At 43.9% G+C, this 24,380-nt stretch carries 25 protein-coding genes and 1 riboswitch; of the genes, 5 read left to right on the top strand and 20 right to left on the bottom strand.

The genetic code is table 11. From position 1 onward, the window contains the following. Positions 1–17: 17 nt before the first annotated feature. The 17 genes from buk to CS921_RS00470 form a co-directional block, all read right to left on the bottom strand. The gene (buk, locus tag CS921_RS00550; protein WP_099220994.1) at positions 18–1,088 is read right to left on the bottom strand and encodes a butyrate kinase; all 1,071 of its coding nucleotides are present in this window, start codon (positions 1,086–1,088) and stop codon (positions 18–20) included. Between the two features lie 158 nt (positions 1,089–1,246). Then, positions 1,247–2,176: a phosphate acyltransferase gene (locus CS921_RS00545; RefSeq protein ID WP_099220993.1), complete on the bottom strand. Its 930-nt coding sequence runs from the start codon at positions 2,174–2,176 to the stop codon at positions 1,247–1,249. A gap of 132 nt (positions 2,177–2,308) precedes the next feature. After that, complete coding sequence (gene recN / locus CS921_RS00540; protein WP_099220992.1) at positions 2,309–4,003, bottom strand: DNA repair protein RecN; 1,695 nt, start codon at positions 4,001–4,003, stop codon at positions 2,309–2,311. Between the two features lie 20 nt (positions 4,004–4,023). Further along, positions 4,024–4,473: a transcriptional regulator AhrC/ArgR gene (ahrC, locus tag CS921_RS00535; RefSeq protein ID WP_099220991.1), complete on the bottom strand. Its 450-nt coding sequence runs from the start codon at positions 4,471–4,473 to the stop codon at positions 4,024–4,026. Between the two features lie 181 nt (positions 4,474–4,654). Beyond that, positions 4,655–5,485: a TlyA family RNA methyltransferase gene (locus tag CS921_RS00530; protein WP_099220990.1), complete on the bottom strand. Its 831-nt coding sequence runs from the start codon at positions 5,483–5,485 to the stop codon at positions 4,655–4,657. Further along, positions 5,482–7,383: a 1-deoxy-D-xylulose-5-phosphate synthase gene (gene dxs, locus CS921_RS00525; RefSeq protein ID WP_099220989.1), complete on the bottom strand. Its 1,902-nt coding sequence runs from the start codon at positions 7,381–7,383 to the stop codon at positions 5,482–5,484. Before dxs ends, CS921_RS00530 begins: the two co-directional genes overlap by 4 nt. A 235-nt stretch (positions 7,384–7,618) precedes the next feature. After that, positions 7,619–7,819 (bottom strand): cold-shock protein, encoded by a 201-nt coding sequence (locus CS921_RS00520; RefSeq protein ID WP_099220988.1) that lies wholly within the window; start codon positions 7,817–7,819, stop codon positions 7,619–7,621. A gap of 185 nt (positions 7,820–8,004) precedes the next feature. After that, positions 8,005–8,886 carry a polyprenyl synthetase family protein gene (locus CS921_RS00515; protein ID WP_240422280.1) on the bottom strand — a complete coding sequence of 294 codons (882 nt, stop codon included), beginning with the start codon at positions 8,884–8,886 and terminating at the stop codon, positions 8,005–8,007. A gap of 2 nt (positions 8,887–8,888) precedes the next feature. Further along, complete coding sequence (gene xseB, locus CS921_RS00510) at positions 8,889–9,116, bottom strand: exodeoxyribonuclease VII small subunit (protein ID WP_099220987.1); 228 nt, start codon at positions 9,114–9,116, stop codon at positions 8,889–8,891. Continuing rightward, complete coding sequence (gene xseA, locus CS921_RS00505) at positions 9,091–10,458, bottom strand: exodeoxyribonuclease VII large subunit (RefSeq protein WP_099221489.1); 1,368 nt, start codon at positions 10,456–10,458, stop codon at positions 9,091–9,093. Before xseA ends, xseB begins: the two co-directional genes overlap by 26 nt. Before the next feature lie 22 nt (positions 10,459–10,480). After that, positions 10,481–11,329, bottom strand: coding sequence for a bifunctional methylenetetrahydrofolate dehydrogenase/methenyltetrahydrofolate cyclohydrolase FolD (folD, locus tag CS921_RS00500; protein ID WP_099220986.1), 849 nt, complete (start codon positions 11,327–11,329; stop codon positions 10,481–10,483). Between the two features lie 72 nt (positions 11,330–11,401). Further along, the gene (nusB, locus tag CS921_RS00495; RefSeq protein ID WP_099220985.1) at positions 11,402–11,782 is read right to left on the bottom strand and encodes a transcription antitermination factor NusB; all 381 of its coding nucleotides are present in this window, start codon (positions 11,780–11,782) and stop codon (positions 11,402–11,404) included. 31 nt (positions 11,783–11,813) lie between these two features. Next, the gene (locus CS921_RS00490; protein WP_099220984.1) at positions 11,814–12,218 is read right to left on the bottom strand and encodes an Asp23/Gls24 family envelope stress response protein; all 405 of its coding nucleotides are present in this window, start codon (positions 12,216–12,218) and stop codon (positions 11,814–11,816) included. Positions 12,219–12,231: 13 nt separating this feature from the next. Beyond that, positions 12,232–13,587 carry an acetyl-CoA carboxylase biotin carboxylase subunit gene (accC, locus tag CS921_RS00485; RefSeq protein WP_099220983.1) on the bottom strand — a complete coding sequence of 452 codons (1,356 nt, stop codon included), beginning with the start codon at positions 13,585–13,587 and terminating at the stop codon, positions 12,232–12,234. Between the two features lie 13 nt (positions 13,588–13,600). After that, positions 13,601–14,071 (bottom strand): acetyl-CoA carboxylase biotin carboxyl carrier protein, encoded by a 471-nt coding sequence (accB, locus tag CS921_RS00480; protein ID WP_099220982.1) that lies wholly within the window; start codon positions 14,069–14,071, stop codon positions 13,601–13,603. Positions 14,072–14,213: 142 nt separating this feature from the next. Then, the gene (efp, locus tag CS921_RS00475; protein ID WP_099220981.1) at positions 14,214–14,771 is read right to left on the bottom strand and encodes an elongation factor P; all 558 of its coding nucleotides are present in this window, start codon (positions 14,769–14,771) and stop codon (positions 14,214–14,216) included. 98 nt (positions 14,772–14,869) lie between these two features. Further along, entirely contained in the window at positions 14,870–15,934 is a 1,065-nt protein-coding gene (locus tag CS921_RS00470; RefSeq protein WP_099220980.1) for a M24 family metallopeptidase, read from the bottom strand. Positions 15,935–16,053: 119 nt separating this feature from the next. On the opposite strand from CS921_RS00470, the gene CS921_RS00465 reads away from it, so the two are divergent. From CS921_RS00465 to CS921_RS00455, 3 genes are all read left to right on the top strand, one after another. Next, positions 16,054–17,046, top strand: coding sequence for a DUF1385 domain-containing protein (locus CS921_RS00465; protein ID WP_099220979.1), 993 nt, complete (start codon positions 16,054–16,056; stop codon positions 17,044–17,046). A 15-nt stretch (positions 17,047–17,061) separates the two neighbouring features. Continuing rightward, positions 17,062–17,337: a hypothetical protein gene (locus CS921_RS00460; RefSeq protein WP_205527749.1), complete on the top strand. Its 276-nt coding sequence runs from the start codon at positions 17,062–17,064 to the stop codon at positions 17,335–17,337. A 69-nt stretch (positions 17,338–17,406) separates the two neighbouring features. Further along, complete coding sequence (locus CS921_RS00455; protein WP_099220977.1) at positions 17,407–17,787, top strand: rhodanese-like domain-containing protein; 381 nt, start codon at positions 17,407–17,409, stop codon at positions 17,785–17,787. A gap of 90 nt (positions 17,788–17,877) precedes the next feature. Here CS921_RS00455 and gcvPB read toward each other — a convergent pair whose 3' ends face one another. From gcvPB to gcvT, 3 genes are read right to left on the bottom strand one after another with little or no spacing between them, the layout of a single operon-like run. Next, entirely contained in the window at positions 17,878–19,347 is a 1,470-nt protein-coding gene (gene gcvPB / locus CS921_RS00450; RefSeq protein WP_099220976.1) for an aminomethyl-transferring glycine dehydrogenase subunit GcvPB, read from the bottom strand. Further along, positions 19,344–20,690 carry an aminomethyl-transferring glycine dehydrogenase subunit GcvPA gene (gene gcvPA, locus CS921_RS00445; RefSeq protein ID WP_099220975.1) on the bottom strand — a complete coding sequence of 449 codons (1,347 nt, stop codon included), beginning with the start codon at positions 20,688–20,690 and terminating at the stop codon, positions 19,344–19,346. The genes gcvPB and gcvPA overlap by 4 nt, the downstream gene beginning before the upstream one ends. Before the next feature lie 24 nt (positions 20,691–20,714). After that, positions 20,715–21,806 (bottom strand): glycine cleavage system aminomethyltransferase GcvT, encoded by a 1,092-nt coding sequence (gcvT, locus tag CS921_RS00440; RefSeq protein WP_099220974.1) that lies wholly within the window; start codon positions 21,804–21,806, stop codon positions 20,715–20,717. Between the two features lie 87 nt (positions 21,807–21,893). Next, a riboswitch (glycine riboswitch) is annotated at positions 21,894–21,983 on the bottom strand. 381 nt (positions 21,984–22,364) lie between these two features. On the opposite strand from gcvT, the gene comGA reads away from it, so the two are divergent. Both comGA and comGB read left to right on the top strand, forming a co-directional pair. Beyond that, positions 22,365–23,363: a competence type IV pilus ATPase ComGA gene (comGA, locus tag CS921_RS00430; protein WP_099220972.1), complete on the top strand. Its 999-nt coding sequence runs from the start codon at positions 22,365–22,367 to the stop codon at positions 23,361–23,363. Then, positions 23,344–24,375, top strand: a complete 1,032-nt coding sequence (gene comGB, locus CS921_RS00425; protein ID WP_099220971.1) for a competence type IV pilus assembly protein ComGB — start codon at positions 23,344–23,346, stop codon at positions 24,373–24,375. The genes comGA and comGB overlap by 20 nt, the downstream gene beginning before the upstream one ends. Positions 24,376–24,380 lie beyond the last annotated feature (5 nt).

Here is a 24,380-nt window from a genome sequence, read left to right as displayed (position 1 = left end):
ACTTGTCTATTCCTCCTTTAATAGTCTTTTGCGTTTTCCATACCCGCCAAGACTCTTTGCGCACCGCTATTCAGTGCTTCTAGTTCATCAGCTCCCGGATGAATAAATACCGGACCAATCCAGGATACCTGTTGTTTAACTTGTTCTGTGAAATTTTTACTGCGTGCAAGGCCGCCTGTCAAAATGATCGCCTCTACCTGCCCTTGCAAAACGACAGCCATTTGGCCAATCTCTTTTGCGACTTGATAGGCCATCGCTTCAAATATTTCTTTTGCGTATGTATCTTGCTGTGCGATTTTTTCTTCCACCACGCGCATGTCATTGGTGTCTAAATACGAAATGACACCACCTTGACCGATCAGCTGCTGATAGAGCTCTTGTTTCGTCCACTGCCCGCTCATTGCCGCTTCTAGAAAGGCCGCCATGGGCAGACTCCCGCTTCGTTCCGGGCTGAATGGACCTTCTCCATCAAGTGCATTATTCACATCAATCGCACGTCCTTTTTGGTGTGCCGCAACTGAAATACCGCCACCAAGGTGAGCAATGACAAAATTGACCTCTTCATAGGTCGTTCCGAGATGGGCAGCAATTTTCCGGGCACTGGCTTTATGATTTAGCGCATGAAAAATACTGATGCGCTCATAATTTTTGTGACCTGAAAAGCGTGCAACTGGTGCCAGTTCATCTACGACAACCGGATCCACAATGAATGCTGGCAAACCGTTCAATTTTTCCGCAAGTTCTTTGGCTAAAAGTCCGCCAAGATTGGAAGCATGCTCACCGGACACCCCTGCCCGTAAATCAGCGACCATTTTGTCATTCACACGATACGTACCGCCTTCCATTGGACGTAAAAGTCCACCTCGTCCCACAATGGCATCGAGGCTTTTCAAGTCAAAATCATGTGCGGAAAGCGTCCGCAGCAGAACCTCCCGCCGTAAAGGCAATTGCTCAAGAATTGTCTTGAAACCTTTCAGTTCTTCTCGCGAGTGGCGAATTTCTTCTTCAAATTGCAGTTCGTCCCCTTCAAAAACCGCCAGCTTTGTTGATGTAGATCCAGGGTTGATTGTTAATACTGTATAAGCCATTCATTCTCCTCCAAGCGCTTGTTATTATATACTCTGAAACAATTTGTGAAATTTAAAAAGTATTATCTGTCATTTCAGCACTATTGTAACACGTAGGCTGGAAGGGATAAAAAGCTTTGCTCTCAACGCTATGAAATCGCTTTATTCACATTTGTATATCATTTTCTGACCATTCGGGCCGTTAGCATGAGGGAGGTTAATTTATTATCCGCCGAGTCACTGCGAGAGGAGATCACGATCGGTACTTTTGACCCAACAACCATACTGCCAACTTTGGCCTGTGCAAAATAGACCAATGTTTTATAAAGGACATTGCCTGTTTCTATGTTAGGCACAACTAAAATATCCGGATCTCCGGCTACTGCTGACTCAATTCCTTTATGCTGCGCCGCTTCTTTTGAAATCGCCGCATCCATTGCTACAGGACCCAGTGTTAACAGAGTGGGCTCTTTTTCTCGAAAGTATTCCACTAACTTTGCTGCATCAATTGTGGAAGGCATCTTAGCAGACGTTTTTTCAACCGCACTTAAAAACGCAATCTTTGGTTGTTCGATCCCCATTTTCCGAGCTGCTTCAATCGCATTTTCTGTAATGGCGCATTTTGCATCAAAATCCGGGGCAATATTCATTGCACAATCAGTCACGATCAGCGGTTTATGATAGGCTGGGAATTCAAATACGGCGAGATGTGACAAAAGCCGACTATCTCGGAGTCCCATCTCTTTTTTGAGTACTTGATGTAAGAGGCTTGATGTCGGTACGAATCCTTTCACCAAAATATCTGCTTGTCCTGTTTTCACAGCTAGGGCAGCCTGCTCTGCTGCATCTTCTGCATTTTCTACTGGGATCACGGTGACCCATTCCTGTTCCGCCTCCGTGTAGGCCGTTGCCACGGGAATCCCTGTCACTTGCCCATTTTTCATTTTTATATTGGTTGATTTTTCTCCACCAAATAATAAAAAGCGGCCCAGCTTCTTCTCAATGGCTTGTTTCACCATTTCAGTGACCGCCCCGTCACTTCCACCTGCTACTGCAAAGATATGCGTTTGGTTTGTTTGTCGTTTGTCAAAGAACTTAACTGATCCCATCAAACATTCTCCTTTCACCATCTGCACACAAAAAAGCCGCGTAGCGAATTAGTAGTTGTTTTTAAGACCAGGTAATAATTTCTTCACCCTTTATTTTAAACAAAAACCGATTCGTATGCAAGCAATTTCGTTTTATTGGCCTTGCTCCTTGATCTTCGCTGCCTGATCAAGCATTTCTTTCGCATGTCGTTTGGCAAGATCTGTCACTTCCGTCCCAGCAATCATCCGGCTGATTTCAAGTGTCTTTTCTTCGCCATTTAAAACCGTCACATTGGTAAGCGTTCGTTTATTCTGTACCTGTTTCGTAATATAAAAATGATGATCCGCCATTGCTGCAACCTGCGGCAAATGCGTGATGCAGAGGACTTGCGAGCCGATTGAGACCGCATAAATTTTTTCAGCAATCGCTTGTGCCACTCGTCCGCTGACCCCTGTATCTACCTCATCAAAAATAATCGACGTAATCCCCTGATGCTTCGAGAAAATCGTTTTTAGCGCTAGCATCATGCGAGATAATTCCCCGCCAGAGGCAATTTTTGTAAGCGGCTTAGGTGGTTCACCGGGATTGGTTGACATATAAAAGCTGATCTGATCAGCCCCATCCGCCGTATAGTCGGCCACGTCTTCCTTGAACATGACTTTAAAGACCGCTTTTTCCATATACAGCTGTTTGAGCTCGTCGCCAATCTGCTTTTCCAAACGAAGCGCTGCTTTTTTGCGAAGTGCCGTCAGTTTGGCTGCCTGTGTACGCACTTTTTCAAGATCGTCCAACCGCTTTTCGGCCAGCTGATCGATACTGGATTCACTTTCACTAAGTGCGGTGATTTCCTGCATGATTTCCTCATTGTACTGAATAATATCATGAATCGTTTTACCATATTTACGTTTGAGCTGGTTCATTTCGGCAAGTCGCGCTTCAATCTGATTCAATTCTTCCGGTTGAAACTCCATATGATCGAGTGCCTGACCGATCTGCCGCAGTGCATCTTCCAACATATAATAGCTCGATGAAACACTTTCGCTCAGTTCCCGGTATTCCTCCGACACATTTTGGATCGACTCAAGTTGACTCATCGCTTGCGAAACGAAGGCCATCCCACCCGGCTCTCCTTGTAGCGCTTCATAGGCACCGGCCAGATTTTCATTTAATTTTTCAAAATTGGCGAGAATATTTTTTTGCTCGAGTAGCTCTTCTTCTTCGCCCTCTTTTAAACCGCTTGCTTCAATTTCTTGATTTTGAAAACGAAGCATATCCAGACGGCGTGCCATCTCTTGTTCATTCTTCGTCCAGTTGCGCCACTTTTTATCCGCTTCCTGATAAGCCTCAAATGCTCGACTATAAGCAGCAAGTGGCCCAGCAAGCGTCTTTTGATCAAACCGATCTAAGAGGCCTAAATGATATTCATCATGCATCAATTCCTGTGATTCATGCTGGCTATGAATATCAATCAATTTACTGCCCAGTTCCCGCAAGAAGACTGTGGTGACGAGTTTGCCATTTACCCGACAGGTATTTTTGCCGCTCCTAAATAAAACCCGTTCCAAAACCAGCATTCGATCTGTTGCATCAATGCCGTTTTCTTCCAGCAGTCCCTGTACGGCTTCCATATGATCCTCTAAATAAAACAGCGCTTCAAGCGACAATTTATCTGCACCATGTCGAATCAGTTGACTGGAGCCGCGGCCGCCAACAATCAGCCCGAGAGCATCAATAATAATCGATTTCCCGGCACCCGTTTCCCCTGTCATAACTGTCATGCCTTCTTCAAATGAAAGCGACAACGACTCGATAATGGCAAAATTTTTGATGGTAAGTTCTTGGAGCAACTTTTTCACCTCCGTGCACGTTACAGCATTTCGACGATTCGTTCTGACATCATCTCTGCATCTTTTTCACTGCGGCAAATAATCAAACAAGTGTCATCACCGCAAAGTGTACCGGCTTTTTCCGGCCAGTTCAAATTATCCAGCAACACACCAATCGAATTCCCATTTCCGGGCATAACCTTAATGATCAGCATAAACTGCACACGATCGATACTGATAAAGCAGTCTACAAGGGCACGTTTTAGCTTCTGCAGCGGGTTAAACTTGTTATCTGCCGGTAAGCTATACTTATAGGTGCCGTTTTGTGTGGGTACTTTGACTAAGTGAAGTTCTTTGATGTCGCGTGAAATGGTCGCTTGCGTGACTTTTACTTCACGTTCCAGCAATTTTGCAACAAGATCTTCCTGTGTTTCGATTTCATTTGCCGTGATGATTTCGCGAATGATGATATGGCGATGACCTTTATTCATGATTATTTCACCTCACGTTATTTTTACTACTACCATCTTAACGGAAAAAACGCATAAAGTCACGAATGAACCGTCTTATTTGGTAAAAATGAACTTCTCCCTTCTTTATGCAGTGATATTTTTAAACTTTTGTCCAAAAAGCGCAAAAAACCGGGAAATTTTTCATTCCCGGCTTACATAATTATTTATCCAGCTGTTTGTGCGCTTCCTGAACCACTTGCTCCATCTGCCAGACAGGAAAAACAGTTTCAGCTGCTTCTGCTCGACTGCCGCTCCATTTCAGATGGGCGATGAACTCGATATTTCCTTCTCCACCTGTGATCGGTGAAAAATCTAACCCCTGCACGTGATAGCCTTCTGTTTCAGCAAAATGCAAAATATCCTGTACGACATCCAAATGCGTCTTCGGGTCACGCACGATCCCTTTTTTTCCTACTCGTTCTTTTCCAGCTTCAAATTGCGGTTTAATGAGTGTCATGACATCCCCGCCTGTTTTCAAGACCGTCGCAAGTACCGGCAAAATCAATTTTAGCGAGATAAAAGATACATCGATCGTAGCAAAATCCGCCAAGCCTAGTGGAAAATCAGCCGGCGTCACATGACGAAAATTCGTCCGTTCCATCACCGTCACGCGGTCATCATTCCGTAGCTTCCAAGCGAGTTGATTATAACCGACATCCAGCGCATAGGAATGACTGGCACCATTTTGGAGCGCACAGTCCGTAAAGCCGCCTGTCGAAGCACCAATATCAAGCAGCAGGCGATCCTTGACATCAAAATCAAATACATCGAGCGCCTTTTCAAGCTTTAGCCCACCTCGACTTACATAAGGTAAAGTCTCTCCACGAATGCGTAGTTTCGCTGTTACAGGGAGTTTTTCACCCGCCTTCAGCACACTTGTATCACCATCAAAGATGATCCCAGCCATGATTGCCCGCTTGGCTTTTTCTCTTGTTTCAAATAATCCCTGCTCAACCAGCAGGACATCCGCACGTTCTTTTTTCACTGTCATATTGTCGTCTTCCTTAATTTTTCATTTTGTTGGTATAGCTTGAGTACTGCTTGGCCAATCTTTTCGACTGAAAGCCCATTTTCTTCCAGCAGCTTCCGTACATCTCCATGAGGAATGAAAGCATCTGGCAAGCCTAGTCGCTGGACAATACTTGTAGCACCGACCGATTCAGCAAATTCAAGTACAGCTGAACCAAATCCGCCCGCAAGTAGGGCCTCTTCCACGGTAATAATCGGCATCTGCCGCTCAAAAAGCCGTGTGAGCAGTTCCTCGTCCAGCGGTTTCAAAAAGCGTGCATTGATGACCCCTGCTCGAATCCCCTGCTTTAAAAGAGCCTGACTCGCTTCTGTCGCCATCTGAATCGTCGAGCCAAATGTGATAATCGCACAATCAAATGGTTCAATCAACACTTCCCATTGTCCAATCGGAAGAGGCTGCACGTCACCAGTGGCCCCTTGCACACCAAGCGAGTGACCGCGAGGATAGCGTAGCGCAAACGGCCCGTCATGCAAAAAGCCAGTTTCAAGCAAACGACGCGCTTCCATTTCATCTTTCGGCATGGCTAATACTAAATGGGGAATGCTTCGTAAAAAGCTGATGTCAAAGATTCCCTGATGCGTTTCACCATCTCCGCCAACTAGGCCGGCTCGATCAATGCCGATCATCACGGGCAAGTTCTGTCTGCACACGTCATGGACCATCTGATCATAGCCGCGCTGCAAAAAGGTCGAATAGATCGCCAGAAAAGGCTTAAGTCCAGATGCTGCCATACCTGCCGCCAGAGTTACCGCATGCTGCTCGGCAATCCCGACATCAAAAAAGCGATCGGGAAACCTTTGTTGAAACTCCATCAATTTGGAACCGACTGGCATGGCGGGCGTAATTGCCACCACCCGTTCGTCCTTTTCAGCAAGCTCCAGAACACCGTCACTAATGACCGCACTCCAAGGCTTGGTGACCTCGACCGGTTGGATAAAGGCACCTGTGTCGATTTTATAAGGCCCAGTCCCATGCCACAGTCCGCTTCGATCCGTTTCAGCTGGCTCATAGCCTTTGCCCTTTGTCGTGACGACGTGGATGAGTGTTGGCCCTTTAACCTTTTGTGCATATTGCAAATTTTGGAGCAGATCCTGATAATCGTGTCCGTTAACCGGCCCTAAATACGTATAGCCCAGCTCTTCAAAAAAGGTTCCTTGAACGAGCAGATACTTCACGCTATCCTTAATGCGTTCTGCCAGGCCGGCAATCTTGTCACCTGCTTGCGGAATCCGTTTCATCATTGTCTCCATATCTTTTTTGGCTCGCTTAAAATTGCTGGATGTTCGAAGCTTGCCAAGCATCGTATGCATAGCTCCAACGTTGGGGGCAATCGACATGTTGTTATCATTTAAAACGACAATCACGTTCTTATTCATATCACCAATATGATTTAACGCTTCAAGTGCCATGCCGCCTGTCAGTGCGCCGTCTCCAATAATCGGCACCACGTGATAGCTGTCTTTTTTCAAGTCACGAGCAATCGCCATGCCGGCTGCCGCTGATAAGGAGGTGGAGCTGTGCCCTGTTTCAAAAACATCATGCACCGATTCCTTCCGCTTAGGAAAGCCGTCGAGTCCGCCATGCTGCCGCAATGTATCAAACTGGTTGGCACGCCCCGTCAAAATTTTATGCACGTAGGACTGGTGCCCCACATCCCAAATCAATTTATCCGTTGGGCTGTCAAACGTGCGGTGAAGGGCAATCGTCAATTCGACAACGCCTAGATTCGGCCCAATATGCCCACCAGTCACAGAAGTCGATTGAATTAAAAACTGACGAATTTCACTTGCAAGCTGTTCCATTTCAGGGATCGACATTTGTTTTAGAAAAGCAGGATCTTTGATTTTTGTCAGATCCAAATGAATCCTCTCACTTTCTCTCCATACGTTCAAAAAACGCGGCTATACCCTCTACGCAGCCCCGTTTCCCTCCATCAAAAAGCATTCCTCAATTTCTTTGATGCTTACTATTATATCATTACATCGCCTTTTCACCAACCCATAGTTTTACCGAAAATCACGCTCGCAGTTTTTGTGCAAATAAAAAAAGCAAACCACCCGAGAGTGATTTGCCTTTAATGATTAGAAGATTAACTTACGCTTTTTCAACGTTAGCAGCTTGAGGACCACGAGCGCCGTCTTCGATATCGAAAGTTACTGCTTGGCCTTCTTCTAGAGTTTTGAATCCGTCGCCTTGGATAGCGCTGAAGTGTACGAATACATCGTCGCCACCTTCACGTTCGATGAAGCCAAAACCTTTTTCTGCGTTAAACCATTTTACTGTACCTTGTTCCATTTAAAATTCCTCCTCGTGTGTCAAACACACAAATAAATTGTACTATTCTTGCTTAACGGCACGAGATGGAATTGTCTAAAACAATTATATCTTGACCCACAAAAATAATCTTCTTAAAGAATAACATGCTTATAGCAAAATTGCAAATAAAAAATGTCAAATTGTAGAAAAATTTTCACTATAAATCAATTGTCACGCCGAATAATTTCTTCCGCTAGCAAAAGAAGCAAATCTGACTGCAATTGTAAATCTAAAAGAGCCTCCAGCGCCTGCTGATATTCAGCCTCCAATGCTTTTTTTGCACCTTCAAGCGTCAACAAAGCGGGATAGGTACTTTTGTTCAACTTCAAATCAGCGCCTGTTTTTTTGCCTAGTTTATTTTCGTCACCAACCACATCCAAGATATCATCGCAAATTTGAAAAGCGACCCCGATATGTGCGGCAAATGTCGCTAGACCTGCAAATTGTTCTTCCGTTGCCCCGCCAATGTGAGCCCCTGCCAGAACGGACGCTTTTAAAAGTGCACCCGTTTTGCGCGCATGGATGGACACCAAGTCCGGAAGTTTAACCGCCTGCTTTTCAGCCAGAATGTCCGCCTGTTGACCGCCAACCATGCCGAGCGGTCCGGCACTACTTGCAAGCAGCTCGACAAGGGCCAGTTTGACAGCAGCAGAATTTCCAGCATTATCGGCACTCAAAACGGCAAACGCCTGTGTCAGCAAGGCATCTCCAGCAAGAATCGCCGTAGCCTCGCCATATACCCGGTGACTGGTAGGCTTGCCTCGTCTGAAATCATCATCGTCCATTGCCGGCAGATCGTCATGAATGAGGCTATAGGTGTGGACCATTTCAATCGCACTGGCAAAAGCGAGTCCTTTCGTTAGATCGCCACCAAGCGCATCAATGGTCGCCGCAACTAAGAGCGGACGAATCCGCTTGCCGCCTGCTGCAAGAGAGTATAGCATCGCTTCTCGTAAAACCGGTTCAACTTCTGCGGGGATGCTTTTTTGAAGGTTTTCTTCTACTTGTTGCTTGAATGTTATTAGTTTGGGCGCTTGAATCGTCAAACTTATTCCCCTCCTACATCGAATGGTGTTTCAGTATCCATCTCGTCAACTACTTTGGCCATTTTTTCTTCTGCCGCTTGTAATTTTTCCTGACAAATCTTGGTTAATTTAACACCTTTTTGGTATAAGTCGAGCGATTCTTCAAGTGTTGCCTCTCCGCTTTCAAGTGCCTCCACGATTTTTTCAAGTTCGCTCATCGCTTCTTCAAAGGTTTGTTTTTTCGCTGCCATATTCGCTTTCCTCCTTCGCTGTCACTTTTGCTTCGTACCGACCGCCTTGCATCGTTACCTCCACTTGGTCGCCAATCTCGATTTCCTGTATCGTTTTGATGACGCGCCCTTCTTTTTTTGTTAGCCCGTAGCCGCGTTTTAAAAGCGCTAGCGGACTGAGATATTCCAACCCGTCCGATAGTCGAATTAACTGGTCCTTTTTCCGTTCTACAAGTATATGGCAAAGCTCGTTTAGCCGATCTTTTTGCAGCTGCCATTCCCGTTTTTCACGGAGAACGCTGTCTTTCGGGGACAGCTTTTCAAAACGATAGCGGAGTGTTTGATACTCCTTTTCCTTAATCAAAATAAAACGGCTGTAAGAATGCTTGAGCCGACCTGCAAAATAGTCGGTCTTTTCCAGCCCCGCTTCAATGGTTCGAACTGGACTAACGTGGAGCAACCGATCGTTTTGCTGTCGCACCCGTTGATTCTCCCGTTCCAAACGACGGCGAATCAGTGCAGTCAACCGGTATTCTCTTTCCAAAATCCGCTCCTTTAGATCATGTTGACTCGGAACTGCGATTTCAGCAGCAGCTGTAGGCGTTGCAGCCCGCACATCCGCGGCAAAATCTGCCAGTGAGAAATCCGTTTCATGACCTACTGCCGAAATGATTGGAATATCGGAATCATACACGGAGCGCACCACGACTTCCTCGTTGAAGGCCCAAAGTTCTTCAAGCGAACCGCCACCCCGCCCGATAATCATGACGTCAATATCATTTCGGGCATTAATGCGGGCGATATTACGGGCAATTTTTTCTGCCGCACCGTCTCCTTGCACCATAGTAGGATACAGGACAACCTCCGTTGCTGGCATACGCCGCTGGATTGTTGTTAAAATATCACGAACCGCAGCACCTGTCGCACTGGTGACAACGGCTACTTTTGACGGGAAAGAAGGAAGCACCTTTTTATGCGATTGCGCAAAAAGCCCTTCCTGTTCAAGCTTGGCCTTTAGTTGTTCAAAACGGACATACAAAGCCCCGACACCGTCTGGCTCCATCTCCTCGACATAAAACTGGTAGCGTCCAGCTTTCGTAAAAACACCAATTCGCCCAGAAACCAGCACATTCATGCCGTCTTCCGGACGAAAAGATAGTTTTTGGGCCGATTTTGCAAACATCACAGAGCGAAGCATTGCCGCCTCATCTTTCAATGTGAAATAGAGATGACCGCTCAGTGGCTGTTTAAAATTAGAGATTTCCCCTTTAACGAATACCTTTTGCATATAAGGGTCCGCATCGAATTTTTTCTCAATATATTTGGTTAGTGCTCCTATGGTCAAATATTGGTTTTGCAAAATCTTCACTTCCCGTAAGCTTGCTTTACCGCTCGAGTCGTTTTGCCGCCTTGAGCGTATTCGCAAGCAGCATTGTAATGGTCATCGGGCCTACACCGCCTGGTACTGGTGTCAGAAAGCCGGCTGTTTCTTTTACATCTTCAAAATCCACATCTCCGCAAAGCTTATTAAATTCATCCCGGTCCATGCCGACATCAATCACAATTGCACCTTCTTTGACATAGTCTTTCGTAACAAATTTCGCAAGTCCTGTTGCTACGACCAAAATATCCGCTTGGCGCGCGACCTCTGGCAAGTTTTTTGTACGGCTATGCGCAATTGTCACCGTGGCATTTTCTTGCAAAAGAAGCTGCGCAACGGGTTTTCCCACAATATTGCTACGACCGATGACGACCGCTGTTTTTCCTTCAATTGATTCGCCAGTGGATTTAATCAGCTCAATAATCCCTGCCGGCGTACACGGAACAAAGGTTTCTTTCCCAATGTAAAGGTTGCCCACATTGATCGGATGGAAGCCGTCCACATCTTTTTCTGGATGAATGGCATCAATAACTTTTTCTTCTGAAATATGTTTAGGAAGCGGTAACTGTACGAGAATGCCATGAATACTTTTATCCGCATTCAGCTTGGCTACTTCATCCAACAGCGCTTCTTCTGAAATGGTTTCCGGCAATTCAATCAAAACGGACTTCATGCCACATTCTTCAGTCCGTTTTTGTTTATTGCGGACGTATGTACGTGAAGCTTGATTATCGCCTACTAGAACTACTGCTAGTCCAGGTTGTTTACCTGCTGCGACCAATTCTTTCACTTCGGTCGTGACACTTTCCTGAATTTTTTGAGCCAGTTTTTTACCATCAATAATTGTTGCCAATGTGATTGCCCCCTTTAAATAAATAGATAACCGGCCCGAGCAGTTAGCCCGCTCAGGCCGCAAAAAATCCTACTATTCTTGTGCAATATTTGCAAGTACACCGTTGATAAATTTGCTTGCTTTTTCATCGCTGTATACTTTGGCAATTTCGATCGATTCATTTAAACTTACGCGATCAGGAACATCTTCCATGTAAAGCATCTCAAATGTGCTGACACGCAAAATGGACAAATCCACTTTGTTCAGCCGATCAATACGCCAATTATCCAAGTGCGCAGAAATCTTATCATCTAGTTCTGCTTTATGCGTTGTAACACCATTTACAAGCGCTTCTACATAGTCATCCTGTTCTTCTTCCATGACATTTTGAATCGCCTGTTCTGCTGTCATCTCGTTTAGTTCCATTTGAAATAATGCCTGAAGTGCTCGTTCGCGCGCTTCTCTTCTTTTCATCTAAAAAGCTCCTTTTAGTCAGTTAAACATCTTAAAGTGTAAAATCATCCAGCGACATGACATCGGTTTTCTCAAATTGAACGCCTACAATGTGCACATTGACTTCTGCAACATCAAGTCCTGTCATACTGAAAATTGTATCGCGGACCGCTGACTGAACGCTCTCAGCTACAAGCGGAATGGTTGCTCCAAAAAGCACGGAGCAGTATAAATCAACCAGAATCCCATTTTCTGTCAGTTCAATCTTGACGCCTTTTCGGTAATTGACGGTACCGCCAAATTTTTCACGCATTTCGCTGGCAAAGCCGCCTTGCATCGCGCCCACATTTTCAACTTCACTGGCAGCAAGTCCCGCAATGACTCCGATGACTTCTGGTGCAATTTCAATTTTGCCAAGCGTTTCCGGATCTTTTCGCAGATCTTTTGTATAGGCCATGATTTTGCCTCCTTTATGATTGTTTCATTATGTCATTTTGTTCTAAAAACTTCGTGTTGAAATCTCCCGAGACAAAGCTTTCGTTTTCCAATACCTTACTGTGGAAAGCAATCGTGGACGGAATCCCATCAATCGCAAATTCAGAAAGTGCTCGTTTCATTTTTTCAATCACTTCTTCACGACTGTCTGCATAACAAATCAGTTTCGCAATCATCGAATCATAAAACGGCGGGATCTTGTAATTCGGATAAACAGCCGAATCGATCCGCACACCATTACCGCCCGGTGGCAAGTAAAACTTGATCTCGCCCGGTGCCGGCATGAAATTCTTCTCGGGATTTTCTGCATTGATGCGACATTCCATAGCCCAGCCGGTTAATTTGACATCTGTTTGTTTAATTTTCAACTCTTCTCCGGAGGCAACCAAAAACTGCTGCTTCACAAGATCGATTCCTGTAACGAGTTCTGTCACAGGATGCTCCACCTGAATCCGTGTATTCATTTCCATGAAGTAGAATTCTTTTTGTTTGGGCTCGTAGATAAACTCGATCGTTCCTGCACCGGAATAGTTCACGGCTTTGGCCGCTTTTACAGCCGCTTTCCCCATTTTTTGGCGCATCTTTTCGTCAATGGCCGGGGACGGGCTTTCTTCGATTAATTTTTGCAGGCGGCGTTGTACCGTGCAGTCCCGCTCGCCTAAGTGGATGACATTTCCATGATTATCTGCCATTACCTGAATTTCCACGTGACGGAAATCTTCAATATACTTTTCAATATAAACACCCGGATCACCAAAAGCAGCTTCGGCCTCTTGTTGCGTCGTCTGCACACCGCTTACGAGTTTTTCCTCGTTCTCCGCTACCCGAATTCCTTTACCGCCGCCACCTGCAGTAGCCTTGATAATAACCGGATAGCCAATTTTTTTCGCGATTTTTTTCGCTTCTTCTGCATCCGCTACAATCCCTTGAGAGCCAGGAACTACTGGAACACCAGCTTTTCGCATCGTCTCACGCGCAACATCTTTTGTGCCCATTTGAGAAATCGCTTCGGCACTCGGACCGATAAAAGTAATCTTACAATCTGCACACAGACTAGCAAAATCAGCATTTTCAGCCAAGAAACCATAACCCGGATGAATCGCATCACAACTCGTCAAGATGGCTACGCTGATAATATTGGACATATTAAGATAGCTTTCCTTGGTTTGTGCCGGACCTACACAGTAGGCTTCATCTGCTAATTGAATATGTAATGCATCGCGGTCAGCCTCTGAATAGATGGCTACTGTTTCGATTCCGAGCTCTTTCGCAGCACGAATAATTCGAACAGCTATTTCGCCGCGATTGGCAATCAGAACTTTTTTAATCATCAGCTAAGACTCCTTACTTCTTTTTCACTTTGAATAACGGTTGGCCAAATTCGACCAATTCCCCATTGGTTACAAGCACTTCTTTGATTTCGCCAGTAATATCAGCTGTAATTTCATTGAAAAGTTTCATCGCTTCCACGATACAAACCACTGTGGTGGCTGACACTTGCGAACCAACGCTAACAAACGCATCGTCTTCTGGTGCAGCAGATGCATAAAAAGTCCCCACCATTGGCGAAGTGATCACTTCAAGTGCCTCTTCTGGCTGTTCAGTAGCTGCTTGTTGAGCATTTTCAGCAGGCGCTTGTTGCACGGCTTCTTTTATAACAGGGGCTTGTGCAGCTACCTCAACAGGGGCATAGGCTACAGCGCCACTATTTTTTTTCAAATGGATTTTTTGGCCTTCATATTCTAAATCAAATTCATCTAAATTTGATGAATCAACCAGCTCAATCAGCTGTTTAATCTCCTCTAAAGATAGCATGTTTGACACTCCTTCAAATAAATTAAAAAATTGCATAGTAACGCATCATAAATATTGTACCACACTTGCGTCGAAAAAGAACTATCTGGCATTCCCTGAACAGAAAAAAAGCACCTGCAATTTTCATGCAAGTGCTTGATCATTATGCGCGAGAAACGTAAGAAGCTTCTGTTGTATTAATCACAAGTACATCGTCTTCATTTACGAAGAATGGCACTTGTACAACAAGCCCTGTTTCCAGAGTAGCTGGTTTTGAACCGCCTGAAGACGTGTCGCCTTTGATCCCCGGCTCTGTTGCAACTACTTTTAGTTCGACTGTATTCGGCAAATCAACACCGATCGTCTCTCCTTGGAACATCATAATGCTGATTTCCATATTTTCTTTCAAAAATTTAAGTTCATATTCGATTTGCGTATCTGGCAACTCGATTTGTTCATAAGTTTCTGTGTCCATGAAAACATGGTTCGAGCCGTCTGCATATAGATACTGCATTCTACGGTTATCAATTTGTGCTTTCGCTACTTTTTCACCGCCGCGGAATGTTTTTTCTTGAATCGCACCGGTCCGCAAGTTGCGCAGCTTCGAACGAACAAACGCAGCTCCTTTACCTGGTTTTACGTGCTGGAAATCAAGTACGCGCCAAATCCCGCCGTCGACTTCGATCGTTAATCCAGTACGAAAATCATTCACTGAAATCATGTTATTTCCTCCTGCATGTCATCCTTCAAACTAGGATGTTCGACATCTATTTTAGTTTTCCTTCTCTATTTAACCATAAAAATGACTGTCTTTCAATCTTAGAGAAGAATCAGTTCTTTCGGCGAATGAATCAATACTTCATTTCCAGTCTCTGTGATCAATAGATCGTCCTCAATTCGAACGCCGCCAATTCCTGGTAAATAGATCCCCGGTTCATCTGTTACCACATTGCCTGGTACTAGCTTTTGCGGACTATTCATCGAAAGATTAGGTCCTTCATGGATTTCAAGACCAATGCCATGACCTAGTGAGTGACCAAAAGCATCCCCATAGCCAAAACTTGCAATATGATCCCGTGCGATTTTATCTGCCTCAATCCCGCTCATTCCCGGTTTCAATGCATCAATCACTTTTAGTTGGGCATCCAGCGTGATTTGATAGATTTCTTTCAGTTTCGGATTACTTGGTTCACCAATACTGATGGTCCGTGTCATATCCGAGCAATAACCATTGTAATAACAGCCATAGTCCATGGTTACAAAATCGCCCTGCTCAATTTTTTTCTCACTCGCTACCCCGTGAGGAAGAGCCGAACGAATACCACTTGCCACAATCGTATCAAAAGAAGACGATGTTGCGCCTTGTTTACGCATGAAAAATTCCAACTCATTGGAAACTTCAAGTTCTGTCATGCCTACTTTGATAAAGCCCAGAATATGATCAAAAGCCTTGTCGGCAATTTCGCAAGCCGTTTTGATTGCTTTCATTTCATCTGCTGACTTGATTTGGCGCATGCCTTCAAAAAAGTCACTTAGTGGTTCCAGTGAGGCTGAAAAAGTCGCTTCCATTCCTTTATAGGCTGAAACTGTAACATAATCTGCTTCAAACGCCAAGCGACGGACGCCGTTTTGTTGTAAAAGCTCTTCTACAGTTTCAAAAATAGGACCTGTGTGTTTGACGATTTCATAACCAACCGCCTGTCTAGCTGCCTGTTCTGTATAACGAAAATCCGTCACAAAATAGGCTTTTTCAGGCGTTAAAAGCGCAACACCACTTGTTCCTGTGAATCCCGATACATAACGACGGTTGTATTCGCTTGTGACGAGTACCGCTTCCAATTTTCTTTCTGAGATGGCTTTTTGGATATTTGCTAATTTAGTCAATGCTTTTCTCCTCCTTGTTTCTAGCTTTTTATATGTAAGTCATTCAACATTGTTATTTTATCATAATTTTTGCTTTTATCTATACGAAAGATCATTTTTAGCGTAAAATACTGGATAGAATGTTAAAGAAAAGGTTGGTGAAATTTTTGTCAGATTTGAAAAAGCCGACTTACGGTGGGCAAGCTGTTGTAGAAGGCGTTATGTTCGGCGGTAAAAAGCAGACCGTTACAGCAATTCGGCGGATCGACGGTTCTCTTGAATATTTTTATTTGGAAAAAAACAGCCCGGCTTGGGTGATAAAACTTAAAAAAATCCCCTTTCTGCGTGGTATCGTAGCACTGATCGAATCTAGCGCAATCGGCTCCAAGCATTTAACATTTGCGACAGACCGCTATGATGAAGATCCAAATAATGAGCAGATTGAAGAGGAAATCGAACAAAAGGAATCAAAAGTGGCCATGTGGCTGGGCGTTGCAGTAATCGGCGTGCTCTCTTTTGTCTTTGCAAAATTTGTGATGACACTCGTCCCCGTCTTTATTGCCCAGTTTTTCCGCTTTCTCGTCCCTTCTGATGTTGGTCAGGTCATACTCGAAAGTTTGGTTAAACTGCTACTTCTCTTAGGTTATATTTTTGCCGTTTCCCAGACACCCGTTATCAAGCGCGTGTTTCAATATCACGGTTCTGAACATAAAGTGATCAATTGTTTTGAAGCTGGTCTCCCACTGACTGTAGAGAACGTGCAGAGCCAGTCCCGTCTTCACTATCGTTGTGGCAGCAGTTTTATTCTTTTCACAGTCATTTGCGGGATGTTCATTTATTTCTTTGTTCCGACAGATCCGCTTTGGTTGCGGATTGTTGACCGCATTCTATTGATTCCAGTTGTACTTGGCGTAGCATTTGAAGTGCTGCAGCTAACCAATAAATGTCGAAACATCCCTGTTTTGCGCTATCTTGGCTATCCAGGGCTTTGGCTGCAGCTCTTAACAACAAAAGAACCGAAAGACGATCAGGTGGAAGTGGCCATCGCCTCATTCAATGAGCTGTTGCGTGTTGAAAAAGAAGGCGTCCCTGCCGGAGCGCTCACTGAAGCTAAACTGATTGAACAGGCATAGAAAGAAGGCGCTATGATGAATAAATCAACCATTATCGCTGGCTTGATTATCCTACTTTGTTTAATCGGCATTTTTTCCGGCGGATTTTCTTCATTTATTTGGCTTTTTGTCACGGTAATTATCGGCTCCATTTTATTGACGCTGCTGATTCGTTTTATGATAAGCCGGCAAAAAACGAATAAAAATTATCAAAAAGCTGTGAAACAATCCCGAAAATTACATCCTAAAAAAGGAACGGACACAAAAAAGAAAAAATCTTCTTTCAAAGTCATTGATGGCGGGAAAAAATAAGTTATAATAGACGAGGAGAGTTTTTCTTAGGACATTTTGTTCCTACAGACATGAAAGGAGTTACTTGAAGTGGTTAGTTGGATTATCGCGCTGATTATCTTATTGATTTTATTAGGCTATGAGATCTATCAGTACATCATGCGAAAAAAAGCATTAACCGTGTTGACAGAAGAAGCTTTCAAGGAAGGCTACCGAAAAGCGCAAATCATTGACGTTCGGGAACCAAATGAATTTGATGGCGGTCATATTCTTGGTGCACGCAATATTCCTGTCACACAATTAAAACAACGTACAGGTGAAATTCGCAAAGATGTTCCTGTATATCTTTATTGCCAGTCTGCGCAACGCAGTAACCGTGCTGCAATTATGCTCTATAAACGCGGATATCGCAACCTGTATCAGCTTAAAGGCGGATATAAAAAGTGGACAGGCAAAACAAAAGCAAAATAAAAAAGGCGCGGCAGAGCTTTCTGCAGCGTCTTTTTTTATAACGAAAACAGCAGCTTTGCCCTTTTGACGGCAAAGCTGCTGTTATGTGCTTTATTCGGTCTCGGCTTGATAACGCAATACTGGTTTTCTTGCTGCAAGCGTTTCATCCAGTCGTTTGACATACGTGCTGTGCGGCGCTTCTTGGACGATTTCAGGATCTACCTCTGCTTCTTTGGCAATTTGTAGCATCGTATCAATAAAACGATCCAGAGTTTCTTTCGATTCTGTTTCAGTTGGTTCGATCATCATTGCCTCCTCCACGATAAGTGGGAAGTAAACAGTTGGCGGATGGAAATTATGGTCAAGCAGACGTTTCGCAATATCCGTTGTCCGCACGCCCAATTTCTTCTGCCGATTACCACTTAAAACAAACTCGTGCTTGCAGACTTGATCAAACGGTAAATCAAACGCTTTTTCAAGCCGGCGCATCATATAATTGGCATTGAGCACCGCGTATTCTGTGACTTTCTTTAAACCATCCGGCCCCATTGTCCGAATATAGGTATAGGCGCGCACATTGATGCCAAAATTCCCATAAAACGGCTTCACACGACCGATTGATTCAGGATAGTCATAATCAAAGACATATTGATCTTCTTTTTTTGTTAAGACAGGCGTTGGCAAATAGGGAATCAGTTCCTTTTTAATCCCGATCGGACCAGAGCCAGGGCCACCTCCGCCATGTGGTCCTGTAAAGGTTTTATGCAGGTTCAAATGGACGACATCAAAGCCCATATCTCCGGGACGAACTTTTGCCATAATCGCATTCAGGTTAGCCCCATCGTAATATAGCTTGCCCCCTGCTTCATGAACGATTTCAGCGATTTCGACTATATCTTTTTCAAAAAGCCCCAATGTATTAGGATTTGTCAGCATTAAAGCAGCCGTATCGTCCCCCACCACTTGCCGCAGATCTTCCACATCGACAAGGCCTTTCTCATTGGATTTGACTGTAACAACTTCAAAACCAGCCACCGTTGCAGAAGCCGGGTTGGTTCCATGTGCTGAATCAGGAATAATCACCTTTGTTCGAGCATGGTCATTTCTGGATTCGTGATACGCGCGAATCAGCATTAGCCCAGTCCATTCCCCTTGCGCTCCTGCTGCCGGTTGCAAGGTCACTTCATCCATTCCCGTGATTTCTTTCAAACTTTGTTGCAAGTCATACATGAGCGCCATAGCTCCCTGCACGGAACTTTCCGGCTGATATGGGTGGACGTTTGCAAACCCGGGGAAGCGTGCGACTTTTTCATTGATTTTTGGATTATACTTCATTGTACATGAACCTAGCGGGTAAAAGCCGGAATCAACGCCAAAATTGTGATTGGAAAGCTCGGTATAGTGACGCATGATTTCCAGTTCGCTTAATTCGGGCAAAGCAGCTTTTTCCGTACGAATGTAGGTTGCGTCAAATATATCGGTGAGTGACACTTCTGGCACATCCTGTTCAGGCAGGCTATAGCCAATTCGTCCAGAAATCGAACGTTCAAATACTAATGGCATTGTCTCTTCTTTATTCATTTTACACCCTCCAAACGATCGACAAACGCGTCAATTTCTTCTTTCGTGCGCATTTCTGTGACACAAACAAGCATGTGCTGTTGATATTTTTCACTGTAAACAGAAAGATCCAACCCGCCAATAAAGCCGTCTTTTACTAGCTCCTCATTTACTTTTGCTACAGGCTCGCGTAGCCGAATCACAAACTCATTGAAAAAGGCATCGGAAAACAAGACATCAAATCCTTTTTCCAAAAAGCGTTTCTTTGCATAATGACTTTTGTCAATATTCTGCTTAGCCATTTCTGAAAGTCCATTCCTCCCCAGCGCTACCATCGCAACGGAAGAAGCAAGTGCATTCAGCGCCTGATTCGAGCAAATATTAGAGGTGGCTTTATCCCGGCGAATATGCTGTTCACGAGCCTGCAGGGTTAAGACATAGCCACGTTTACCATTTTCATCCACAGTTTCGCCAACCAAACGTCCAGGTACTTTGCGCATCAGTTTTTTTGAAACGGCAAAATAACCGCAGTGAGGGCCACCAAAGGACTCTGGTATACCAAACACTTGCGTATCACCCGTCACGACGTCTGCTCCAAGGCTTCCTGGCGGTGTGAGCACGCCTAATGCCAGCGGATTACTTGATACCACTAAAAGCGATTTATTTTCATGAATAAAGGTTTCCAAATCAGCAAGCGGCTCAACTTGTCCGTAAAAATTCGGATATTGCAAGACGACCGCCGCCACCTCTTCATTCAATGCCGCTTTTAGTTTTTCCTGATTGGTTACACCATCTGTCTCAGGAATCAGTTCCACTTCAATATGCTGACCCGCTGCATAGGTTTTTAAGACGCTGATTGACTCTGGATGGACCGTCTCTGAAACCAGTATTTTTTTACGTTTTGTGTGACCCGCTGCAAGCATTGCCCCTTCTGCAAGAGCTGTTCCGCCATCATACATCGACGAGTTGGCAAGTTCCATGCCTGTAAGTTCCGCAATCATCGTCTGGAACTCAAAAATCGCCTGCAATTCCCCTTGTGAAATTTCCGGCTGATAAGGCGTATAGGCCGTGTAAAATTCTGAACGCGAAATAACATGATCGACAATCGTTGGAATATAGTGGTTGTATACACCTGCCCCTAAAAACGATGCATTTTCAAGTGTGTTAACATTTTGTGCAGCTAATTGCGCTAATTCTCGAAGTAAATTCGGCTCTGATTTCGCCGGTTTTAAATCATATTCTCTTTTAAAACGAATACTTTCCGGAATATCACAAAATAATTCCTCCACCGATTGAACACCAATCACATCCAACATTGCTTTTTCATCCGCTTCAGTCATAGGCAGATAACGATATTTCGCCATACTTTTTCCTCCTTTTGAATGCTTTTATTTTGAACGTTTATAAAATGGTGTGGGGATAACCACTGCCTTTAATTTTTTATGACGAACCCCAATTTCAAGCTCCTGACCAATTTTAGCAAAAGGGGTTTCGACCAGTGCCAAGCCAATATTTTTACCAAGTGTAGGTGACTGGGTCCCGCTTGTGACATGGCCAATTTGTTTTTCGCCAAAATAGACTGGATAATCATGCCGCGGAATGCCCCGATCGATCATTTCAATACCGACTAATTGTCGCGGAACCCCTGCTTCTTTTTGTTCCAACAAAGCCGTTTTCCCAATAAAGTCTGCTTCCTTTTGAAGTTTGACTGCAAAATTCAGTTTTGCTTCGAGTGGGGAGATTTCTTTCGATAATTCTTGCCCATATAAGGCTAAATTCGCCTCAAAACGAAGTGTATCACGCGCACCTAAGCCAATCGGTTCCACGCCATGCTGGATCAACTTTTCAAAAATGGCTACCGTATCTGCAGCTTGTGTATAAATTTCAAAACCATCTTCGCCTGTATAACCGCTTCGAGAAATCAGCACCCGTTTCCCAGCTAATTCGACATCTTCTAAAAAGCCAAAAAATGGTATGCTAGCAAGATCTGCTTCTGTCAAAGAGGCTAAAATTTGCTCTGCTTTTGGTCCCTGAACCGCCAGTTGCCCGTACATGGCGGATACATCCTTTACCTGCACATCCTCATTTTCAATATGCTGTTGCAACCAAGCCGCATCTTTTTCCGTATTTGCTGCATTCACCACCAGTAAATAGGATACTTCAGACCGTCGATAAACCACTAGATCGTCTACCGTTCCGCCATTTTCATCACACATAATATTATATTGCGCGCGCTCGTCTTTGATTTTTGCAATATCATTCGTTAGCATCTTTTGCAAATAAGCTGTGCTGTCAGGACCTGTTACTTCAATTTCTCCCATATGTGAAACATCAAATACCCCTACTTGTTCGCGAACCGCTTCATGTTCTTTTTTGATGCCTGCAAATTGGACCGGCAAGTCCCAACCTCCAAAATCGATTGTTTTTGCCCCATATTTACTGTACACGGCATGTAAGGGAGTTTTTTTTAGCTCTGCCACATCTTGTTCCTCCTTTTATTTTTGTGCATAGAAAAAAGGCTTGATGATGGTTTCATAAGCCCTGTTGCGCGTGACACTCCAGAGATGCGTCCAGCAAACATCCTTTTGCCTGAGAGTTTCGCAAGTCCATGCTTTCCCCGTCGGCGCCGATCAGTCGGTCTCTCTGTTTGCTTTCATCCGCTAAAGTTATGTATGTAGCCCTTTTTTATAGCTTACCATGACCCGTAATGTTCAGCAAACAATTCGTTTTTATTGGATAAATCGTTAAATTTCAGATATCCGTTCGGAATGTAAGGGCTTAAACCATTTATTTTTATTAAAACGTCCGTATGTTCACTTATGAGCATTTTACTTTTATTTCTCCACATATGAAAAAATATTTTCTGGCAAAAATGAACACTTATGGAGGGCGTTCTTTCCCGAAAATTTCAGATGATGTTAAGAAGCACGAAATGAGCGTTCAAAAGTACTTTGCCCAAATTCCAAATGAAAAGGAGATTTCCTTTTTTTAGCGAATAAATTATTAAAACCATTTTTCAAAGAAAGGAGTCGAGCTAGTTGCCCCAGCAAAAATTGACTGCACTCTTGACAAGCGCCAAAGAATTACGTGCTTCCGATATCCATTTGTCCCCGCGGCGCGAAGATTATCATTGTTATTTTCGTATGAATGGCGACTTTTGTTTGATTGAAACTTGCTCTATTACAGAAGCCCAAAAATTAATCACCTATTTAAAGTTTCAAGCATCCATGGATATTGGCGAAAAAAGACGTCCGCAAACTGGGCAATATGAAATCTCACTAGACCAGCAAAGAATCTCGCTACGTCTTTCCACTTTGCTTGATAAATCAGGTCTTGAAAGCCTGGTGATTCGCTTGTTTTCAGAAGGCGACATTTTACCATTTTACAAATCCACCCCATTTCTCTTCAATTGTCTGCAAATGTTTCAGAATGCAGAAAAGAACAGTGGTCTCTTGTTGTTCTCCGGCAAAACAGGCAGCGGAAAATCTTCCTCGATGTATGGTTTAGCAGAATTGCTCTATCAGCACCATGCCCGAAAAATCGTGACAATTGAAAATCCTGTGGAGCACTATCATCAAGCCTTTTTACAAATTGAAATCAATGAAAAAGCCGGACTTACCTATCAGGAGATACTTCGCGAAGTGCTTCGTCATGACCCAGATATTATTATCATCGGAGAAATTCGTGATAGTGAAACGGCTCAAATGGCCATTCGCGCCGCCTTGACCGGCCACCTCGTCCTGAGCACAGTCCATGCCGGCAGTTTAAAAGGGATTCTAAACCGTTTAACTGAACTGGGGCTTTCCAAAAGCGATCTCGCTGAAGGGTTGATCGGCATTAGTCATCAGAGAATCTTCTCGCTTTACTGCCCACTATGCGATGGCAAATGCCAGCCTTACTGTACCCATTTAAAAGAGAAGCGAACGGTCCTTTATGAATATCTTGAAAACGAAGCTATCTGGCAGCAATCAGCCCGCTTCATATCCATTTCCCATCAGTTTCAGAAAGGAGTTTGCTATGGCTATTTTAAAACGTAATCACTGGAAAGAAGATAGCGAATTTTTGATCCGTCTTGCCGAATTACTCGAAAAAGGCTTTCCACTTGAAACCGCCATTAATTATTTAAGTATCACCGCCAAGCATAACAAAAAACGCTATTTACGCATTACAGATTATCTGAACCAGGGAATCGCTTTTTCTGAGGCACTAGAAAAATGTGACTTTCCTAATTTCTGTATCGCACCAATCTATTTTTCAACGGAACACGGCTATTTTTCCGAAACCATTCGTGATGTAGGTTTGTTAACAGAACAAAAATTCACGCAACAAAAAGCGCTGGTAAAAACTATTCAATATCCAGCAATTCTCCTAACGACCGTCTTGCTTGTTTTTATCTTATTGCGCCTTTTTTTAATGCCAAAATTCGAGCTCCTTTTTAGTCAGCTTTCGCAAAGTGAATCTAACACAAATCAACTCAGCTCTTTTTTATTTGATCGTCTGCCGATCATACTCCTCAGCATGTTGCTTTTCTTTGGTCTGCTGACAGTTTTTTTACATCATAAGTTCCAAAAGTATCCCTTACGAAAACAATATGCCTTGATTAGTCGCATACCCTTTGCACGTTACTTTTTTCAAATTCATTATTCACAACTTTTTGCGCGGGAATGCGGCTACTTATTGCAAAGCGGTCTTTCCATTCAAAAAATTTTTCAATTATTCCATTCATCAAACACAGCCGGCTTTTTTCAAGAGATTAGTCATGATTTAAGCCAGCAGCTCGCACTTGGAAAATCATTTTCCGAAAGTCTGGCAACACTCCCCTATTTGGAAAAAGAATTCATCCAAGTTGTCAAGCATGGGGAGCGAAATGGCACGCTTGCAAACGAATTGATCTTTTATTACCAGCAATGTCAAACGCGGCTGATGGAAAGAATCACACAAATCTTATCTTGGATTCAGCCATGCGTCTTTCTTTTTATTGGCGTCTTTATCATCAGTATCTATCTTTCTATTCTACTTCCCATGTTTTCCATGGTTGACAAAATTTAGCAAGG

Source organism: Listeria costaricensis (assembly GCF_900183385.1).
Classification (GTDB): Bacteria; Bacillota; Bacilli; order Lactobacillales; family Listeriaceae; genus Listeria; species Listeria costaricensis.
This window is presented reverse-complemented; position numbering and strand designations above follow the sequence as displayed.

Excerpts from the sequence above, each read along its gene's own strand:
- CS921_RS00465 (WP_099220979.1), top strand. The coding sequence starts at position 16,054 with ATGTTAAAGAAAAGGTTGGTGAAATTTTTGTCAGATTTGAAAAAGCCG.
- accC (WP_099220983.1), bottom strand. The coding sequence starts at position 13,587 with ATGATTAAAAAAGTTCTGATTGCCAATCGCGGCGAAATAGCTGTTCGA.
- efp (WP_099220981.1), bottom strand. The coding sequence starts at position 14,771 with ATGATTTCAGTGAATGATTTTCGTACTGGATTAACGATCGAAGTCGAC.
- comGB (WP_099220971.1), top strand. The coding sequence starts at position 23,344 with ATGGCTATTTTAAAACGTAATCACTGGAAAGAAGATAGCGAATTTTTG.
- gcvPB (WP_099220976.1), bottom strand. The coding sequence starts at position 19,347 with ATGAATAAAGAAGAGACAATGCCATTAGTATTTGAACGTTCGATTTCT.
- CS921_RS00545 (WP_099220993.1), bottom strand. The coding sequence starts at position 2,176 with ATGGGATCAGTTAAGTTCTTTGACAAACGACAAACAAACCAAACGCAT.
- CS921_RS00520 (WP_099220988.1), bottom strand. The coding sequence starts at position 7,819 with ATGGAACAAGGTACAGTAAAATGGTTTAACGCAGAAAAAGGTTTTGGC.
- nusB (WP_099220985.1), bottom strand. The coding sequence starts at position 11,782 with ATGAAAAGAAGAGAAGCGCGCGAACGAGCACTTCAGGCATTATTTCAA.
- buk (WP_099220994.1), bottom strand. The coding sequence starts at position 1,088 with ATGGCTTATACAGTATTAACAATCAACCCTGGATCTACATCAACAAAG.
- gcvPA (WP_099220975.1), bottom strand. The coding sequence starts at position 20,690 with ATGGCGAAATATCGTTATCTGCCTATGACTGAAGCGGATGAAAAAGCA.
- CS921_RS00460 (WP_205527749.1), top strand. The coding sequence starts at position 17,062 with ATGAATAAATCAACCATTATCGCTGGCTTGATTATCCTACTTTGTTTA.
- CS921_RS00530 (WP_099220990.1), bottom strand. The coding sequence starts at position 5,485 with ATGACAGTGAAAAAAGAACGTGCGGATGTCCTGCTGGTTGAGCAGGGA.
- CS921_RS00490 (WP_099220984.1), bottom strand. The coding sequence starts at position 12,218 with ATGGCCTATACAAAAGATCTGCGAAAAGATCCGGAAACGCTTGGCAAA.
- accB (WP_099220982.1), bottom strand. The coding sequence starts at position 14,071 with ATGCTATCTTTAGAGGAGATTAAACAGCTGATTGAGCTGGTTGATTCA.
- ahrC (WP_099220991.1), bottom strand. The coding sequence starts at position 4,473 with ATGAATAAAGGTCATCGCCATATCATCATTCGCGAAATCATCACGGCA.
- xseB (WP_099220987.1), bottom strand. The coding sequence starts at position 9,116 with ATGGCAGCGAAAAAACAAACCTTTGAAGAAGCGATGAGCGAACTTGAA.